18 protein-coding genes and 1 pseudogene are annotated in these 18,733 nt (G+C 53.9%); 2 read left to right on the top strand and 17 right to left on the bottom strand.

Annotated features, from left to right (window positions below; genetic code table 11):
• Positions 1 to 20: 20 nt before the first annotated feature.
• The 16 genes from OGW13_RS16080 to pdxB all read right to left on the bottom strand — a co-directional run bounded on the left by OGW13_RS16080 (position 21) and on the right by pdxB (position 15,340).
• Complete coding sequence (locus tag OGW13_RS16080) at positions 21 to 920, bottom strand: Rpn family recombination-promoting nuclease/putative transposase (protein WP_502874028.1); 900 nt, start codon at positions 918 to 920, stop codon at positions 21 to 23.
• 207 nt (positions 921 to 1,127) lie between these two features.
• The gene (gene hisP, locus OGW13_RS16075; RefSeq protein WP_043001873.1) at positions 1,128 to 1,901 is read right to left on the bottom strand and encodes a histidine ABC transporter ATP-binding protein HisP; all 774 of its coding nucleotides are present in this window, start codon (positions 1,899 to 1,901) and stop codon (positions 1,128 to 1,130) included.
• A 13-nt stretch (positions 1,902 to 1,914) separates the two neighbouring features.
• Positions 1,915 to 2,622: a histidine ABC transporter permease HisM gene (hisM, locus tag OGW13_RS16070; RefSeq protein WP_043000004.1), complete on the bottom strand. Its 708-nt coding sequence runs from the start codon at positions 2,620 to 2,622 to the stop codon at positions 1,915 to 1,917.
• Positions 2,619 to 3,305: a histidine ABC transporter permease HisQ gene (locus OGW13_RS16065; RefSeq protein ID WP_043000003.1), complete on the bottom strand. Its 687-nt coding sequence runs from the start codon at positions 3,303 to 3,305 to the stop codon at positions 2,619 to 2,621. The genes hisM and OGW13_RS16065 overlap by 4 nt, the downstream gene beginning before the upstream one ends.
• 188 nt (positions 3,306 to 3,493) lie before the next feature.
• Positions 3,494 to 4,276: a histidine ABC transporter substrate-binding protein HisJ gene (gene hisJ, locus OGW13_RS16060; RefSeq protein WP_044258497.1), complete on the bottom strand. Its 783-nt coding sequence runs from the start codon at positions 4,274 to 4,276 to the stop codon at positions 3,494 to 3,496.
• Positions 4,277 to 4,523: 247 nt separating this feature from the next.
• Complete coding sequence (gene argT, locus OGW13_RS16055; protein WP_043000001.1) at positions 4,524 to 5,306, bottom strand: lysine/arginine/ornithine ABC transporter substrate-binding protein ArgT; 783 nt, start codon at positions 5,304 to 5,306, stop codon at positions 4,524 to 4,526.
• Between the two features lie 288 nt (positions 5,307 to 5,594).
• On the bottom strand, positions 5,595 to 6,164 hold the full coding sequence (locus OGW13_RS16050; RefSeq protein ID WP_109740430.1) for a UbiX family flavin prenyltransferase: 570 nt from the start codon (positions 6,162 to 6,164) through the stop codon (positions 5,595 to 5,597).
• A 96-nt stretch (positions 6,165 to 6,260) separates the two neighbouring features.
• On the bottom strand, positions 6,261 to 7,778 hold the full coding sequence (gene purF, locus OGW13_RS16045) for an amidophosphoribosyltransferase (protein WP_042999999.1): 1,518 nt from the start codon (positions 7,776 to 7,778) through the stop codon (positions 6,261 to 6,263).
• Positions 7,779 to 7,812: 34 nt separating this feature from the next.
• Positions 7,813 to 8,301 (bottom strand): colicin V production protein, encoded by a 489-nt coding sequence (gene cvpA / locus OGW13_RS16040; RefSeq protein ID WP_042999998.1) that lies wholly within the window; start codon positions 8,299 to 8,301, stop codon positions 7,813 to 7,815.
• A gap of 247 nt (positions 8,302 to 8,548) precedes the next feature.
• A complete protein-coding gene (gene dedD / locus OGW13_RS16035) occupies positions 8,549 to 9,232 on the bottom strand; it encodes a cell division protein DedD (protein WP_042999997.1) in 684 nt (227 codons plus the stop codon).
• The gene (gene folC, locus OGW13_RS16030; RefSeq protein ID WP_054175961.1) at positions 9,222 to 10,490 is read right to left on the bottom strand and encodes a bifunctional tetrahydrofolate synthase/dihydrofolate synthase; all 1,269 of its coding nucleotides are present in this window, start codon (positions 10,488 to 10,490) and stop codon (positions 9,222 to 9,224) included. The genes dedD and folC overlap by 11 nt, the downstream gene beginning before the upstream one ends.
• A gap of 69 nt (positions 10,491 to 10,559) precedes the next feature.
• Entirely contained in the window at positions 10,560 to 11,474 is a 915-nt protein-coding gene (accD, locus tag OGW13_RS16025; protein WP_042999995.1) for an acetyl-CoA carboxylase, carboxyltransferase subunit beta, read from the bottom strand.
• A gap of 153 nt (positions 11,475 to 11,627) precedes the next feature.
• On the bottom strand, positions 11,628 to 12,287 hold the full coding sequence (locus OGW13_RS16020; RefSeq protein ID WP_042999994.1) for a DedA family protein: 660 nt from the start codon (positions 12,285 to 12,287) through the stop codon (positions 11,628 to 11,630).
• Positions 12,288 to 12,311: 24 nt separating this feature from the next.
• A complete protein-coding gene (gene truA / locus OGW13_RS16015) occupies positions 12,312 to 13,124 on the bottom strand; it encodes a tRNA pseudouridine(38-40) synthase TruA (RefSeq protein WP_042999993.1) in 813 nt (270 codons plus the stop codon).
• A complete protein-coding gene (locus OGW13_RS16010) occupies positions 13,124 to 14,137 on the bottom strand; it encodes an aspartate-semialdehyde dehydrogenase (RefSeq protein WP_042999992.1) in 1,014 nt (337 codons plus the stop codon). The genes truA and OGW13_RS16010 overlap by 1 nt, the downstream gene beginning before the upstream one ends.
• Before the next feature lie 66 nt (positions 14,138 to 14,203).
• Positions 14,204 to 15,340, bottom strand: coding sequence for a 4-phosphoerythronate dehydrogenase PdxB (gene pdxB / locus OGW13_RS16005; RefSeq protein WP_042999991.1), 1,137 nt, complete (start codon positions 15,338 to 15,340; stop codon positions 14,204 to 14,206).
• A 103-nt stretch (positions 15,341 to 15,443) separates the two neighbouring features.
• Between pdxB and flk the strand changes: the two genes are divergently transcribed.
• Positions 15,444 to 16,445: a flagella biosynthesis regulator Flk gene (gene flk / locus OGW13_RS16000; protein WP_043001872.1), complete on the top strand. Its 1,002-nt coding sequence runs from the start codon at positions 15,444 to 15,446 to the stop codon at positions 16,443 to 16,445.
• Here flk and OGW13_RS15995 read toward each other — a convergent pair.
• Positions 16,442 to 17,620, bottom strand: a complete 1,179-nt coding sequence (locus tag OGW13_RS15995) for an MFS transporter (RefSeq protein WP_196010723.1) — start codon at positions 17,618 to 17,620, stop codon at positions 16,442 to 16,444. The genes flk and OGW13_RS15995 overlap by 4 nt on opposite strands.
• Before the next feature lie 700 nt (positions 17,621 to 18,320).
• Here OGW13_RS15995 and OGW13_RS15990 point away from each other — a divergent pair.
• Positions 18,321 to 18,733: pseudogene (locus OGW13_RS15990) on the top strand (IS5-like element ISKpn26 family transposase); the annotation flags it as partial.

Here is an 18,733-nt window from a genome sequence, read left to right as displayed (position 1 = left end):
TTCATCGACGCAAGAAAGTCTCAGGCGCGCGTAGCGGTAAGCTCGTCAACGGGAAGACCGGTTATCCTGGCGACGGTGTGGGCATCAATCCCATCTGCCAGCATCATACGTGCAATCCGCTGGGCTTCATCGCGTTTGCCCTGTTGAATCCCCTGATCTAACCCCTGCTGACGCAATCTGTCGGCGATAGTCATTAGTCTCTCCTTGTGGTGGGGTGAACGCTGGGCAACCTCGGCAAGAAACTCACTAAAATGCGCGGCGTCACCGGTTTGCATCATATAATTAAACAGCGTTTTCAACTGGCTGTCATTAGCGTAACCCTTAATCAACAGGGCAACTAATTGCTCCATCAAGCCCATTAAATCACGCTTGCGGATATGCTTTTGCATTAACTCCAGGAGCGCTATCCGTCGATGCTGCATAATGTCATCATCCGCCACAACCGTGATATCAACCAGAGGAAAGGCAGCGGTATAGAGCTGTCTTGCCGTAGAGTGATCGGCAAATTCATCCAGCCAACACAAGGAGAAGGGATAGGGCGTCACCGCGCCGTGATAAAATAACATCGGGATCACCAATGGCAGTTTTTTATGTCCGGCATCGAGATGACGTTGCATTGCCCCCATGGCATAGCGCATCAGTCGGAATGCCATATGAGCATCGGGTGAACTTTGATGTTCAATCACCACATAGATAAAGCCCTCTCCTTCCGCCGTCTTTAACGACCAAAGAACATCGGAATAATACGCACGGAAATTCTCTTCAATAAAGCTACCTGACTCGAGTTTCAGCGAGTCCAGATCGCAAAGTTGCCGCAATGAAGCAGGCAGATGGAATTCCAGGAAATCTCTGGCAGTGTCCGGGTGGCACATGAACGTTTTAAAGACCGCATCATGCGCTGTAACCTTAGCTGTTGTCATGGCCATACCATCATCCCTGTGAGTCGATGACATGACGTTACGCGCGTTAATCGTCTGCGACACCAACAGACATTGCGCTTTGCGGTGATGAATCCAGGGTAAATGCGCTGGTCTGCAATATTTTCAGGGCTTACGGAAAGTCACTCGCAAAAAAAGCCGGGAGGCTGTTGCCTTTCCCGGCTTACCTTAACGATACGCCTGAACCCGTTACTTCAGCGATCCTTTCAGGAACTGTTGCAGGCGTGGACTTTGGGGGTTACCGAAGAGTTGCTCTGGATTGCCTTCTTCTTCGATTTTCCCCTGATGCAAGAAAATCACGTGGCTGGAGACATGGCGGGCAAAGCCCATTTCGTGCGTCACCACCACCATCGTTTTCCCCTCTTCGGCCAGTTGCTGCATGATACGCAGCACCTCGCCGACCAGTTCAGGATCCAGCGCCGAGGTTGGTTCATCAAAGAGCAACACTTCCGGCTCCATCGCCAGGGCGCGCGCAATCGACACTCGCTGCTGCTGACCACCGGAAAGATGCACCGGGTATTTCCCCTGTGCACGCTCATCAATGCCGACTTTCGCCAGGTATTTGGTCGCCCGTTCACGGGCTTCCTGTTTGCTCAGACCCAACACCTGAATTGGCGCTTCCATGACGTTTTCCAGCACCGTCATGTGGCTCCACAGGTTAAAGTGCTGAAACACCATCGTCAGGCGGGTTCGCAGTAAACGAAGCTGATTTTTATCCGCTACCTTAAGCTGACCGTCTTTGTCACGCACCAGGTTGATGTTCTGGCCGTTGACCACAATCGACCCTTCGCTCGGTTTTTCGAGGAAGTTTATGCAGCGCAAAAAAGTACTTTTCCCGGAGCCGGATGAGCCAATAATACTGATCACATCTCCGGCGTTGGCCTGCAGTGAAACCCCTTTCAGCACTTCGTGTTCGCCGTAGCGTTTGTGCAAATCGATAACGTTTAATTTATTCTCAGACATCGTGTTACCCGAATTATTTAGAGGAAACATGCTGCAACCAGCGCCTTTCCGCACGGCGGAACAGGCTTATCAGGACATACGATATGATTAAGTACAGCACGGCGGCAATACCGAAAGCGGTAAAGGGCTGGTAGGTCGCCGAGTTAATATCACGGGCGATTTTCAGCAGATCCGGAACCGTTGCCGTGAACGCCAGCGCCGTGGAGTGCAGCATTAAAATGACCTCGTTGCTGTACGCGGGTAACGCGATACGCAACGCCGAAGGCAAAATAATGCAACGATACATTTTGAATGAGGAGAAGCCATACGCGCGCGCGGCTTCAATTTCACCGTGCGGAACAGAGCGAATGGCCCCGGCGAAAATCTCTGTGGTATAGGCGCACGTGTTCAGCGTCAGCGCCAGAACGGTACAGTTCAGACCGCTGCGGAAGAAAGCGTTCAGAAAATCGGTGCCTTTGACTATCTCCAGCGTGTACATCCCTGAATAGAACACCAGTAGCTGAACGTACAATGGCGTCCCGCGAAAAATATAGGTAAACAGCCAGATGGGAAACTGGATGAATTTGTTGCTGGAAACACGACCAATGGCCAGAAAAACGGCCAGAATGCCGCCCATCACCACGGAGGAAATCAGCAGCCACAGCGTAATCGCCACCCCCGTAAACCGGTAGCCATCCGTCCACAACAGGGATTTCCAGTACTCCTGAATTATCTCAATCACAGGTCAGCCCTCTTCACACCGACGGAGTAACGGCGCTCAAGGAACAGCAGCACACCATTGGAAACCGTAGTAAATACCAGATAGATAAGCCCGCAGACGATGGCGAAATAGAATGGCTCCCAGGTGCTCTTTCCGGCCAGTTGCGTGGCTTTGACCACATCTTCCAGACCGAGCAGCGAGACCAGCGCCGTCGCTTTGAGGATCACCTGCCAGTTATTCCCAATCCCCGGCAGCGCGTAGCGCATCATTGCCGGAAACATAATACGGCGGAAAATTTGTGAAGAGGTAAAACCGAAAGCGGTAGCGGCTTCAATATGTCCTATTGGTACCGCCATAAAAGCGCCACGAAAGGTTTCTGTAAAATACGCGCCATAGATAAAACCGAGCGTAATAATACCAGCGACCATCGGGTCGATATCAATCTGACTGATGCCTATCGCATCGGTTAATGTGTTGAGTGCTATCTGCAGGCCATAAAAAATCAGCAGCATCAGCACCAGATCCGGCACCCCGCGAATGAGGGTGGTATAAGCTTCGAAAATAAGCCCCGTCACCCGGTTTTGCGAGAGTTTAGCCCCCGCACCGACGAGGCCGATCAGAACGGCCAGCACCACGGAACTGAGAGCCAGTTCCAGCGTGACAATTGCGCCCTGTAAAATAACACCTGAAAACCCGTACAACATGCTGCCTGTCCTGTCGTGAGTGGCGAGTTAGAAGCCTCTTTTGACGTGATGGTGCTACCTGTTATGCCGAATGGCGGCGTAGCCTTATCCGCCCTACAGCAATCACCTGTAGGCCGGATAAGCGCAGTGCCATCAAGCATAAAACCGGTTCATCATCACGTCCTGGGCTTTATCTGCACCTGCGGGGATTAACCGCCATAAACATCAAAATCAAAGTATTTCTTCGCCAGCTTCTCGTAAGTTCCGTCAGCGCGCATTTCTGCAAACGCTTTGTTCAGGGCTTCACGCAGTTCGTTATCCTCTTTGCGCAGACCCATGCCGGTCCCTACACCAAACAGTTTTTCGTCTTTCACAGACGGGCCGCCGAATTTGTAATCTTTGCCAACGGGTTGTTTCAGGAAGCCTTCGCTTGCGGCAACTTCGTCCTGGAATGCAGCATCAATACGCCCCGCAGTCAGGTCAGAGTAAATATTGTCCTGCCCCTGATACGACACAATCTCAATGCCTTTTGGCGCCCAGTGTTCGTTACCAAACGTCTCCTGAGTGGTGCCCTGCAGCACACCGACGCGTTTGCCTTTCAGCGACTCAACGGTCGGCTGAATGTCTGATGACTTGGCCACGACCAGACGCGAGTCAGCTGCATAAAGTTTGTCAGTGAAGGCGATTTCCTGCTGACGCTTTTCAGTAATCGAAAGCGAGGACATGATAGCGTCGATTTTCTTCGCTTTTAACGACGGGATCAGCGCATCCAGCGGGTTCTCAACGAAGGTACATTGCGTATTAATACGTTTGCACAGCTCTTTCGCCAGATCGATATCAAAACCCACCAATTCACCCTGCGCATTCTTCGACTCAAACGGGGCGTAGGTTGGATCGGTACCAATACGAACTTTTTGTGGAATGGCGGCAAAGGCTGCGGTAGCACTGGAGAAAGCCAGGACCAGAGAAAGAGATAACACCAGTTTTTTCATAACTATCCTCAACAGACTGTCTTTTATAGGGGATGTTTACAGGACCAGGTGCAGTTATCGTGCCATTAATCGGGTCGACAAGGCAAAACATTCTGCCCTGTCCCCGGTTTATTTTGCATGAAAAGCGCTTAAATATGCACTTCCGCTCTGTTCAACCGCCATAATTGCACCATAATGGTGCATTCAACCCGTCACGCACCGCTATGGCTAACCCAAACGGTGCAGTCAGGTCCCCCGTATTCAGGTATCAGTCGCCGTAGACGTTAAAGTCAAAATACTTTTTCGCCATCTTGTCGTAAGTGCCATCCTGACGCAGATCGGCCAGCGCCTTATCAAAGGCAGCTTTCAGTTCCGTATCGTCTTTACGTAAACCGACGCCTGTACCGTCGCCGAAGTACTTTTTATCCTTCACGGAAGGGCCGGCAAAAGCAAAGTCTTTGCCCGCAGGCTGTTTGAGGAAACCTTCACTGGCGGCAACTTCGTCCTGCAATGCCGCATCAAGACGGCCCGCCGTCAGGTCAGAGTAAATCAAATCCTGGTTTGCGTAGGCCACCACATCCACGCCTTTGCTACGCCAGGTGTCATTGGCATAGGCTTCCTGAGTGGAGCCTTGTAACACGCCAACGTGCTTACCTTTAAGCGCGTCAAGCGTTGGCTGAATCGGGGAGCCTTTCGCCGCGATCAGACGCGAATCCGCCGCGTACAGTTTGTCGGAGAAGGCAATTTCCTGCTGGCGCTTATCGGTTATGGAGAGCGAAGAGATAATGGCATCAATTTTCTTCGCTTTGAGCGACGGGATCAGTGCATCGAAATCACTGGCGACCCAGGTACATTTGACCTGCATACGCTTACACATCTCATTGCCCAAATCGATATCAAAGCCGATGAAGTCGCCTTTGGCATCTTTTGAAGAGAACGGAGCGTAGGTGGTATCCGTGCCAATGCGCACCGTTTGCGGCAGCGCTGCATAGCTGGATGCAGTAGCAGATAGACCAATCAGCAATGACAGAGCGAGAATTGACTTCTTCATACATAACCCTCAAGTGGAATGACTTTATTATGTTTTACGTTGTGTTGTGCGTTTGCAGGCTTTTTCATGCAGGTCTTATGCCATTTTCGCGCCGCTCGGGATATTCGACGTTAAATATGTTAATAAAACGTTGCAATATTGTCCTGATGTTGAAGATAGCAGGTCTGACGGATGAACCGCAGCGTTTCAGATGGATTTAGCGAATTAAATGTTGAGGATATGATCGCGGTTACAAAATTGCCCTGTTTCAGGGCAATTGATGCAAAAAGGCCCGCCGACGGGGCAATATTATGCACCCTGCCAACGGGTAAAAAGGTCCTGCGGAAGGGCGATATCAAACTGATCGAGGACGCGATTAACTGTCTGATTTATCACATCATCCAGCGTCTGTGGACGATGATAAAACGCCGGAACCGGTGGCATAATGACCGCACCAATTTCCGCTGCCTGGGTCATTAAGCGCAAATGCCCCAGATGGAGCGGCGTTTCCCGAACGCACAGCACCAGTGGGCGGCGCTCTTTTAACACCACGTCTGCCGCGCGGGTCAACAGGCCATCGGTATAGCTATGGACAATGCCAGAAAGCGTTTTAATTGAGCACGGCAGAATGACCATTCCGGCGGTCTGAAAAGAGCCGGAGGAGATGCTGGCGGCAATATCGCGCGCATCGTGCGTCACGGTCGCGAGCGCCTGAACATCACGCAGCGATAAGTCAGTCTCGAGAGAAAGCGTCTGGCGGGCGGCCTGGCTCATGATCAGATGCGTTTCAACATCCGGTACATCGCGCAACACCTGGAGCAGCCGCACGCCGTAAATGGCGCCGCTGGCACCCGAAATACCAATAATGAGTCGCTTCATGATTTATCGCCCTGTCTGACTTCTGGGCTGACTTTGCAGGATTTTATGGGGAGTTGCAAGTCAGGGGGCGGGATTCGCCCCCTGGCAGGTCAGAGATTACCCTTCGTTGTGCATCTCGAGGTTTTCAACTTCGTTCTGCAACTGAACTGCTTTGGCATCGTCATTACGCAGGGAATCGAGAAAATCGAGATACTGCTGATCTACATCCTTCGTAACGTATACGCCGTTAAACACGGAACATTCAAACTGCTGGATATCCGGGTTTTCGGTACGGACCGCGTCGATCAGATCATCCAGGTCCTGGAAGATAAGACCGTCTGCGCCGATGATCTGGCGAATCTCATCCACTTCACGACCATGCGCAATAAGTTCGTTTGCAGTAGGCATATCGATGCCGTACACGTTCGGGAAGCGAATCTCTGGTGCCGCAGAGGCCAGATAGACCTTTTTCGCCCCGGCTTCACGTGCCATCTCAATAATCTGCTCTGAGGTGGTGCCGCGCACAATGGAGTCATCCACCAGCAGAACATTTTTATCGCGGAACTCCGCGCGGTTGGCGTTCAGTTTGCGGCGTACGGACTTACGGCGCAGCTGCTGTCCCGGCATGATAAAGGTACGACCAACGTAGCGGTTTTTCACAAACCCCTGACGGTACGGCTTGCCGAGAATACGCGCAATTTCCAGCGCGATATCGCAGGAGGTTTCTGGAATCGGGATGACCACGTCGATATCCAGATCCTCCCACTCACGAGCAATTTTTTCGCCAAGCTTGGTACCCATGTTCACACGGGCGCTGTAAACGGAAATCTTGTCGATGAAGGAATCCGGACGCGCGAAGTAAACATACTCGAACAGGCACGGATTGCTGACCGGGTTTTCGGCACACTGACGGGTGAATAGCTGCCCTTTCTCCGTGATATAAACCGCTTCGCCCGACGCAACGTCACGCAGGAATTCAAAGCCCAGGGTATCCAGCGCGACGCTTTCAGACGCCACCATATATTCGGTGCGACCGTCGCCGACATCACGTTTACCCAACACTAGCGGACGGATACCGTTCGGGTCACGGAAGGCAACCATACCGTGACCAATAATCATCGCCACACAGGCATACGCGCCGCGGATCTGGCGGTTGGTCGCGGCAATCGCGGCAAAAATGTTGTCTGCTTCCAGCGGGTAGTGACGGAAGTTATCCAGTTCACTGGCGAAGATATTGAGCAGGATCTCAGAATCTGAGGTGGTATTGATGTGACGGCGCTTCTCCTCAAACAGCTTTTTACGCAGTTCGTGGGCATTGGTCAGGTTGCCATTGTGGGCAAGCGTGATGCCATACGGGGAGTTGACGTAGAAAGGTTGAGCTTCAGAGGCGCTGGAGCTGCCAGCCGTTGGATAACGCACATGACCGATGCCCATGTTGCCCTGCATACGCTGCATGTGGCGAGCTTCAAAAACATCACTCACCAGACCGTTTGCCTTACGCAAACGGAAGCAGTTATTTGCATCGATGGTGATAATGCCAGCGGCATCCTGACCACGATGCTGAAGCACTGTTAAGGCGTCATAAATCGACTGGTTAACCGGCATAACACCGGCGATACCGACAATACCGCACATACGTCTTTTTCCTCGTTAAGCTACAACCCAACGCTTATGCTCTGGGCAAGAAACTTGACGAGCTTTGCAGATAGTCAAAGAACCATCTGATGATGAAACTGAACTCCGGGATCAGCCGTGACTTACTCCAGTCCTCACCTTTCGACAGGCCGGTAAAGGTGTCGAGAAAGAACAGAATAGCAGCCACAATCAACACGCCGCGCAGAGCCCCGAAACAGACCCCCAGAACCCGGTCGGTACCTGACAGACCGGTTTTCTCAACCAGTTGCCCTACCACGTAGTTCACAATGGCGCCGACGATCAGCGTCGCGATAAACAGCACCGCGATGGCAATCCCGTTTCGAACCAGTTCGTCTTCAAAGCCCGAAAACCAGACAGACAGGTAAGTGTAGTAATGGCTGGCGACAAAGAAAGCACAACCCCATGTCACCAACGATAACGCTTCACGAACAAAGCCACGGATCAGGCTAACCAGACAGGAAAAACCAATCACCGCGATAATGGCGTAATCAATCCAGACCATATGTGTCCCACGATTTTACGCCCTGTCGTCCTGTTCGGGGCGCATTCTAACAGAAAAAGAAAACGTTTGCGTAGGGATTTCCTTCCCGCGCGTAAATAAAAATGGCGCTGAAAAAAACTTCAACGCCATACCGTTTTATGCCTCTTCGGGCACTGCCGGATGGCGGTGTAAACGCCTTATCCGGCCGACATACAACAAGGTGGGAAGCCTGATAAGACGCCGAGCGCTGTCATCAGGCAACCCTCACTTAGTTCGGGCTGTACCCCATCACCACTCCGCTTAATCCGGAGATTTGCTGCAGCTCGCCGAGCGAGCCTTTCAGCTTGTCGCGTGATGCATCCGGCCCCACGAGAATACGGGTTATTTTACCCTGTACTGGCGTTGACGGAGAAGTATATACCCGGAAACCTGCGGCACGAAGTTTACCCACGATCTCATTGACCTTATCGGCATTTTTCAGCGCCCCTAACTGCACAACGTAGGCTTTACCCGTTGGCGCCGGTTTCTCTTCTGCCGCCGGTTTTGGCGCAGGAGCGGGAACCGGAGCAGGCGTTGCCTCTACAGGCGGCTTCGGTTGCGGCTTCGGCTTTTCAACCGGTTTTGGTTTGGGCTGCTCTACCGGCGCTGGCGTCGAATCAAGCTCAGGATTATTCGCTGAAGCATAGCGTGACGGATCCAACGACGGTGCCGCCGCATCGCCTGCCCGTACCTCTTCCGCCGCCCCTTCTGGCGGCTGAGTCGGCAAAGCCTGCGTTGCCGCTGGCATCATATCCGGCTCATCGCGATCGCCCGGTTTCGGGACCAGCGGGATCGCCGCGAATTCATCCTGATAATGTTTTTTCTGCCCGTCGAGCAGCCCGGGCAACACAATGACGCCCAGCGCGACCAGCACGATCGTGCCGACTAAACGATTCTGAAACTTACTCGCCACCGATTCTCCCCGCGTCCATCACTTCCATGACATGTGCAACCGTGTGAAATGAACCGCACACCAGTACGGTATCTTCTGGTCTCGCGTCTGCCAGCGCCGCATGCCATGCCAGCGCGACACTGTCATAGACACTGCCTTTACCGAGATGTTCCAGCAGTTGTTCTGCCGTTGCGCCCCGGGGGCCTTCCAGCGGAGCACAATACCAGTCGTCGACCACGCTTTTCAACCAGGCCAACGTTCCCGCAATATCCTTATCATGTAGCATACCGATAACGGCAAGAACGCGCCCCTTTTTCGGCAACATTTTCAGCCGTCCGGTGAGATATTCCGCCGCATGAGGATTATGCGCGACATCAAGAATGACGCGCGGCGACTCGCTCACAATCTGGAAACGTCCTGGTAGAATCGCCCGGGCAATCCCGTCGCGAATCGCCTGCTCACTGACGTTCAGGCCGCTGGCGCGCAGTGCCGCCAGCGCAGTCGCCGCATTAGGTTGAGGCACCTGTGGCAGCGGTAAATTCACCAGGCTACCGTGGCGATCGCTAAAGGACCAGCCCGTCTCCGTTACCGTAAACTGCCAGTCCTCGCCACGACGCTGTAACCGCGCGCCTTTCTCCAGTGCGACATCGGCGATGGTATAAGGCATTTCGGGTTCGCCGACAATCGCCGGTTTTCCCGCACGGAAAATACCGGCCTTTTCACGGCCAATGCTTTCACGATCCGGCCCCAGCCAGTCGGTATGATCCAGCGCGATGCTGGTGACTACGCCAACATCGGCATCGACGATATTTGTCGCGTCGAGTCGTCCACCCAGCCCAACTTCCAGGATCACCACATCCAGTTGTGCCTGCTTAAACAGCCACAATGCAGACAAAGTGCCGTATTCGAAATAGGTCAGCGAGATGTCCCCACGCGCCGCTTCGATCTCGGCAAAGGATTCAGTGTGAGCCGATTCGGGCAGTTCATTGCCACGTACACGCACACGTTCAGTGTAACGCACCAGATGCGGCGAACTGTATACCCCGACGTTATATCCCGCCGCCGTCAATACCGACTCCAGCGTCCGGCAGGTCGTGCCTTTGCCATTAGTGCCAGCCACGGTGAAGACAAACGGCGCAGGCTTCAGTACGCCCAGTCGCGCAGCCACCTGGCTTACGCGCTCAAGGCCCAGATCGATCGTTTTCGCGTGGAGGTTTTCCAGATAAGAAAGCCACGAGGCCAGGGGCGACGTGGCTTTAGGAATACGTTTGTTATTCATGATGCCCGTGAAATCGTTACGTTGAGAAAAGCAAAAGGGCAGCGCCTGTGGCCCTGCCCTTTTCAGTTATCAGGCCTCGGGTTCCTGATCCGGCACCGGCGGCACCACCACGCCTTCACGCGGAGTATCCGGATTTGGCGCCGGCAGATTCATCAGCTTCGCCAGAATGCTCGCCAGTTTCAGGCGCATCTCCGGACGGCGGATGATCATATCGATAGCGCCTTTTTCGATCAGAAACTCACTGCGCTGGAATCCCGGCGGCAGTTTCTCACGTACGGTTTGCTCAATAACGCGCGGACCCGCGAAGCCGATCAGCGCTTTCGGTTCAGCAATGTTGAGATCGCCGAGCATCGCGAAGCTTGCAGAGACGCCGCCCATTGTTGGATCAGTCAGCACGGAGATGTACGGCAGACCGCGCTCCTGCATTTTTGCCAGCGCCGCAGAGGTTTTCGCCATCTGCATCAGCGACATCAGCGCTTCCTGCATACGCGCGCCGCCGGAGGCGGAGAAGCATACCAGCGGGCAGTTATCTTCCAGCGCCTGTTCAACGGCACGGACAAAACGTGCGCCGACCACAGAACCCATCGAGCCGCCCATGAAAGCAAACTCAAATGCCGCTGCCACAACCGGCATGCCGTGAAGCGTACCCTTCATCACGACCAGCGCATCTTTCTCGCCGGTTTCCTTTTGCGCGGACGCCAGACGGTCTTTGTATTTCTTGGAGTCACGGAACTTCAGCACGTCTTTCGGCTCGAGTTCGCTACCCAGCTCCACCAGCGTTCCTTCATCTAACAGGCTATGCAGGCGGTTACGCGCCGACATACGCATGTGATGGTCACACTTCGGACAGACCTCAAGATTACGTTCCAGCTCAGCACGGTATAAAACCTGACCGCAGCTATCACACTTAGTCCACACCCCTTCAGGAATGCTTGCCTTGCGGGTGGGAGTAATGTTGCTTTTAATTCGTTCAATCCAGCTCATTTATGACCTTTCTGCCTGAACCTGGTGTGTTCCAGTTTTGCCGTGGGGGCGCATAATGCCATTTTTGCCCCCAACAGACCATGAATGTTGCACATTAAAACATAACAGCCCGAAACTTTGGACAAAAAAGTGGTCGAACCGCTGAGTTAGTTTCTATTTTGTTACACGTGACGCTGCGCGTTTATGGCGAACAATTTCCACCACGCCCGGCAGGATCGATACCACAATAATCCCGACGATCAGCAACTTAAGGTTGTTCTGAATCATCGGAATGGTGCCGAAGAAGTAACCGGCATAGGTAAAGAGCAGAACCCACAACAGTGCCCCTATCACGTTATACGCCGCAAAATGACGATACGACATATGCCCCATTCCCGCCACAAACGGTGCAAATGTTCTGACAATCGGCACAAAGCGGGCGAGAATGATGGTTTTTCCACCGTGTTTTTCGTAAAACTGGTGTGTTTTGTCCAGATAGCTACGGCGGAAAATCTTCGAGTCCGGGTTACTGAATAACTTCTCGCCGAACAGGCGACCAATAGTGTAGTTCACCGCATCCCCGACAATCGCGGCAATCAGCATCAACACCACCATCAGGTGCACATTGAGATCGTTGGTGCCCAGCGACGCCAGCGCCCCCGCCACAAACAGCAGGGAGTCCCCCGGCAGGAACGGCGTGACCACCAGTCCGGTTTCACAGAACAAAATCAGGAACAAAATTGCGTAAACCCAGACGCCGTACTCTGCGACCAGTTCCGCCAGGTGCACATCAATGTGCAGGATAAAATCGATGAGAAAGTAAATCAGGTCCATAGTTGTGCCTTTATACGACTCGAATTAGTCCGCCAGAAAGAGCGGGCCCATAGGCGGTTTAGGAAGGTCAAACCGGTCAGGGTAGTCCACCGCAACCAGATACAGTCCTTCGGCCTTCGCCGTTGCCGCTGCGAGCGTTCTGTCCTTTGCCGCTAACAACTCTGCTATCCAGCTCTCCGGCTGGTTGTGGGCGCCTACTTCCATCAGGCTGCCAACAATGTTCCTGACCATATGATGTACAAAGGCATTCGCTTTGATATCGACCACCACATACGCCCCATGGCGCGACACATTAATATGCATCACGTTGCGCCACGGCGTGCGCGACTGGCACTGGACGGCGCGAAACGACGTAAAGTCATTTTCGCCAATCAGACACTGCGCCGCACGATGCATGCGTTCGGCGTCCAGCGGCTCGTAATAATGCGTCACCCCTTTGCCTAACACCGCCGGACGTAACCGGTGATTGTAGATGATGTAACGATATCGGCGAGCCGTGGCGCTGAATCGCGCGTGAAAATCTTCCGGTACAGCTTTCACCCATCGCACCGCAATGTCACCAGGCAAATTCGCATTTACACCCAATGTCCAGGCCGCATCTTTACGCAGCGCGGTGGTTTCAAAATGCACAACCTGTCCGGTGCCGTGCACACCGGCATCGGTGCGCCCGGCGCAAAAGACGTTAATCGGCTCATTGGCGACCAGTGAAAGCGCCTTTTCCAGCTTTTCCTGCACACTGCGGACTTCATTCTGACGCTGCCAGCCATAATATTTGCTGCCGTCATACTCGATGCCCAGCGCAATTTTATACACCGGCGGTTGTAGCTGGTCAGACATCAGTACAGGTACTCCTGCACCAGTTTTTCCGCAATTTTCACCGCCATCAGCGCGCCGCCAAAGCGGACGTTATCCGCCACGGACCAGAACTGAACCTGTTCCGGCATGCCGTAATCGTTACGCACGCAGCCCACAGACAGATGCGCGCTGCCTGAAGCGTCGCCCACCTGGGTCGGAAATTCACTCTCTTCTGACAGTACAATGTCTTCGCCGCGGGAAAAGGCATCACGCGCCTCTTCGGCAGCCAGTGGACGCAGCGCTTCAAATGCCACCATCTGCGCGTGACCGTAAAACACCGGTGACTGTACGCAGTTTGCCGAGATCAACAACCCATCATCCTGCATGATTTTGCGTACTTCATCGACGATCCGCCGCTCTTCACGCACGCTGCCTTCGCGATCCGGCAACAACGGCAACATGTTGAACGCCAGTTGGCGACCAAAGAAATCATCTTCATCGATGGGGATCCCGTTCAGCAGTTTCGCGCTTTGTCCGGCCAGTGCATCGACCGCTTTTTTACCCTGCGCAGATGCCGAAAGCAGACTGGTTACGGTGATGCGAGAAAGCCCACCCTGATCGATAAGCGGTTTCAGCGCGGCCAGCAGTTGGCTGGTCAGGCTGTTCGGCACGGCGATCACATTGCGATTGCGATAGTCCGCCAGCACGAACGGGTTCACTTCCGGCACCACCAGCGGAACGTCGGGTTCAAGCGCGAACAGACCGCTGGAATCAATGACCAGACAGCCCGCGTTTGTCGCCTCTTCAACCCAGGCCGCCGTGGCCTCAACGCCAGCAACGAAAAAGGCCAGTTGCGCCTGCGTCCAGTCAAATTCGGCCGCATCCTGCACAATCACTGACTTACCACCAAAGCGCAGATGTTCGCCTGCGCTTTCATTACGTGCCAGCGCAAAAATTTCCCCAACCGGGAACTGACGTTCAGCCAGGGTTTCAAGCAACGCTTCGCCAACGGCGCCCGTCGCGCCGAGGACGGCAATATTCCAGCCTTCAGACATGGTGGTTTACTCCAGAAAAGCATAAGCCTCCCTGCCGATTATTCGTCAGGGGGCATTAAGAAGACATTAACGTGTCGGGTGATGAACTGCGTTAAAACCCAGTTTACACAGTAACGCCGCCGCATCTGCGTCGTCGCACATCACATACAGTGAGGACCATTCACGACGCTCGAGGTAATTTTTGCGCAGTTTATCAAATTCACCCGGTATTCCGGCAACGTTGCGCAGCGGCGCATCGTCGCGGCGCACATCATACACCAAATGCACCAGTCTTTTCAGCGTCGGCTGATCCAACGGACCATGCAGCGTAATACGGCCAAATTCCGGGGCCGGCAGCAAGGTATCCAGTGCGACACGCTGCTCATGACCGATAAATGCGCTATATGCTTCAAAGACCTGCGTGGTGCCGCGCGCTTTGCCTTCCAGCGTGTAGCCCGCAATGTGCGCGGTGCCGATATCGATCGTGTTCAACAGGTCGACATTCAGATCCGGCTCGCCTTCCCAGACATCCAGAACCACACTCAGATCCTGTCCGGCTTTAAGACGCGCCAGCAACGCGGCGTTATCCACCACGGCGCCACGACAGGCATTAATCAGAATAGAGCCCGGTTTCAGACGAGAAATCAGCGCATCATCGGCCAGATGCAGCGTTTTGTAAGGCCCTTCTTTAAACAGCGGCGTGTGGAATGTCAGGACATCCGCTTCCTGAACCAGTTCATCAAGCGAGCGGAAGTCGCCCTCGTCCCCGCGATCCGCACGGGGTGGATCGCATAACAGCGTGCGGATCCCCAGCGCTTCCAGTCGCGCCTGCAGGCGTCCACCGACGTTACCTACACCGACAATCCCGACTGTACGATCGCGCAGCGCGAATCCGTCACGTTCTGCCAGCATCAGTAGCGCGGAGAACACATATTCCACCACCGCAATGGCGTTACAGCCTGGTGCCGCTGAAAATCCGATGCCCGCCTGCCTGAGCCAGTCCTCATCCACATGGTCGGTACCCGCAGTTGCGGTACCCACAAACTTGATGGCTTTCCCTTCCAGCAGCGACGCGTTCACTTTGGTGACCGAACGCACCATTAACGCATCGGCATCATCCAGCTCAGCGACAGGGATGGGACGTCCGGGAACCGCTTTGACCTCACCCAGACGACTAAACAATTCGCGGGCATAAGGCATATTTTCATCAACGAGAATTTTCACGTCTGTCGTACCTGTTTGAGAACGAGAGTTAACCGGGCAAGTGTGCCATAATCTGGCCGCCAGGCATACTTTGCTAAGATTGATGGTTTAAGGATAAGTGATGATGCAACCCATTTCCGGTACTCCCGCACGCCCTCCCGGTGAAGGGCAACCTGCGGTTTCCACGGCGGGCGAACAACCGCTCTCCACGCAACAGCGGACCGTACTGGAACGCCTGATAACGCGCCTGATTTCACTGACGCAACAGCAAAGTGCGGAAGTGTGGGCAGGTATGAAGCACGATCTCGGCGTAAAAAGCGATACTCCACTGCTGTCGCGCCATTTCCCTGCGGCGGAACAAAATCTCAACCAGCGCCTCGGTGTGGCCCAACAAAATCATGCCAACCGCCAGGTGCTTTCACAGTTGACAGAATTACTGACTCAGGGAAATAACCGCCAGGCGGTCAGCGATTTTATTCGTCAGCAGTACGGACAAACGGCGCTCAGCCAACTCAAACCGGAACAGCTTAAGAACGTGCTAACGCTTTTACAGCAGGGACAGTTGTCGATCCCGCAGCCGCAGCAGCGCCCGGCGACCGATCGCCCGCTACTGCCAGCCGAACACAATACGTTAAATCAACTGGTTACCAAACTGGCCGCCGCAACGGGGGAATCCAGCAAGCTGATCTGGCAATCAATGCTGGAACTTTCTGGCGTGAAAAGCGGTGAGCTGATCCCGGCAAAACAGTTCACCCATCTGGCGACCTGGCTGCAGGCGCGTCAAACCCTGAGTCTGCAACACGCCCCTACCCTGCAATCGCTACAGGCGGCGCTCAAGCAACCGCTGGAAGCCGATGAACTGCTCAACCTGAAAGATTACGCCCAGCAGACCTGGCAAATTCAACCGCAGACGGTGCTGACCACCGCGCAAGTGCAGGATCTCCTGAATCAGATCTTCCTGCGCCGCGTCGAGCGCGATCGGGAATTAAACGATCCCCGCCACATTCAACCGATTTATAGTCCGTTTACACCGGTTATCGATACGCTGCGCTCGTTCACCGCGCGTCCCGGACTGCTGTTTATCGCCCTGCTGGTCGCGTTATTGATTTTCTGGCTGGTCATCTAGCGCCGGCGAAACGACAGTAGCGTCACCACAATCCCCAGCACCGCTGAAATCGCACCGGCAAGAAACACGGATGGATAGCCACAGGACGTGGCAAGCAACCCCGCCAGCGGACCAGTGACCGCGTAAGAGATATCCTGAAATGCGGCATACCCCCCCAGCGCGGTCCCGCGGACCTGTGACGGTACGCGTTTCACCACTTCAACGCCGAGCGCCGGGAAGATCAGCGAACACCCCGCTCCGGTTAATGCCGCACCGAGCAGCGCAAACCAGGCCGTCGGCGCCAGCCAGAGCAAGACCAGCCCAACGGTCTCGATCAGCAGAGAAGCGATAGCCACCCTGACCCCGCCAAAGCGGTCCGGCATCCAGCCAAACAGCACGCGCATGATCACAAAGGCTCCGCCAAACGCAGTCAGCGTAAAGCCCGCCATCGCCCAACCGTGGCTGGCAAAATAGAGAGAGATAAAGGTGCCGATCACGGCAAATCCCACGCCTTGCAGCGCGAGGCCCAGACCCGGTTTCCAGATAAGCCCTACTACGCTCCACAGTGAGGGACGTTCACCCGCATGTGCCGGTACTTTACGCACCGTTCCGTTAAATGCCCATGCCAGCAGCGGTAACACCATTGTCGTGCCCGCAAGACCCGCAAACCCAAAATGGCTGTGGATCAGCAGACCCAGCGGCGCCCCTGCCGCCAGCGCACCGTAAATTGCCATCCCGTTCCACGACATCACTTTACCGGAACGTGCCGGCCCCACCAGACCCAGTCCCCAGGTCAGGGTTCCGGTCAGTAACTGGCTTTCCCCAAAGCCGAGGATCAGCCGTCCGACGATTAATAACGCGAATTTGATCGGTACAGAAACGGGTAAGAGTGCTGCCAGTAGCCACGCGCCGCCCGCCAGCGCGCAGGCAAACATGCCCTGCAGCGCAGAACGCTTGGCGCCGTACTGATCGGCGAGTCGCCCGGCATAGCCGCGTGTTAAGACGGTTGCGAGAAACTGAATCCCCACGGCGATACCGACCATCGTATTGCCATAGCCCAGTTCATGATGAACAAAAAGTGGAATGACGGGTAGCGGCAGGCCGACCGTCATGTAGGTCAAAAAGACCGCAAACGCGATACGAAAAAGCGATGTGTTCGCTGCAGATGTTTTTTCTTTATGGGTTACTGCTGTCATGCGTTACTCCAGAATGCAGAGTAAGGCGAGGAAACGCCACGCCCCCTCCACCTGACCGTCAGGATTAAGGTGCGTTGGATAACGTCAAACGCTTACGCATTATCCGGAAGATAATGATGGGCCTGAAGTCTGCCTGCGAGTGACTAATGTTGTCAACAGTAACCCTGCGTTACGTAATGATGGTTTGTTGCTAAAGCATGAAGGAATACGGCACTTGCCCTGTTTGTACCTGATACTCTTTTTATATGGACTCGGTATCTTGAGTCGAAGGTAAACAGCGTGGACGCTGCCGAAAATCCAGGTACGCTAATACATTCCTGTATCGTAAACCATGGCGAAAAAATCATTTCCTTCCTTTCGCCAATGACATAAAAATAGCTTTCCCCATGTCACCCAGGCGTTATTGGTGGCATATTTAGTTGACAAGAGAAAATGATATTTATTCTGCATTGTAGAATCATATTAAAAAAGCAAATGAATGATTCAAGTTGTTTTATTATTCACTGCAATTAATAAATAGACAAAAATAGCATGAACAGTCTTAACGGTTACACATCCAAACATAATTTTGTTAATGCTGCATTTATTTTTCTATGCACATCACTTACAGGGGTTATGATGAGTTGGGCTAAGGAAGGTGCGAACAAGTTCCTGATATGAGATCATCATATTCATCCGGAGCGCATCCCAGAGGGACATCATGAGCCATCAACTCACCTTCGCCGATAGTGAATTCAGCACTAAGCGCCGTCAGACCCGAAAAGAGATTTTCCTCTCCCGCATGGAGCAGATTCTGCCATGGCAGAATATGACCGCTGTCATCGAGCCGTTTTATCCCAAGGCGGGCAATGGCCGACGGCCCTATCCGCTGGAGACCATGCTGCGTATTCACTGCATGCAGCATTGGTACAACCTGAGCGACGGTGCCATGGAAGATGCCCTGTACGAAATCGCCTCCATGCGCCTGTTTGCCCGATTATCCCTGGATAGCGCCCTGCCGGATCGCACCACCATCATGAATTTCCGCCACCTGCTCGAGCAGCATCAACTGGCCCGTCAATTGTTCAAGACCATCAATCGCTGGCTGGCCGAAGCAGGCGTCATGATGACCCA

This window comes from Citrobacter sp. Ca225, from assembly GCF_030337175.1.
GTDB lineage: Bacteria > Pseudomonadota > Gammaproteobacteria > Enterobacterales > Enterobacteriaceae > Citrobacter_A > Citrobacter_A amalonaticus.
This window is presented reverse-complemented; position numbering and strand designations above follow the sequence as displayed.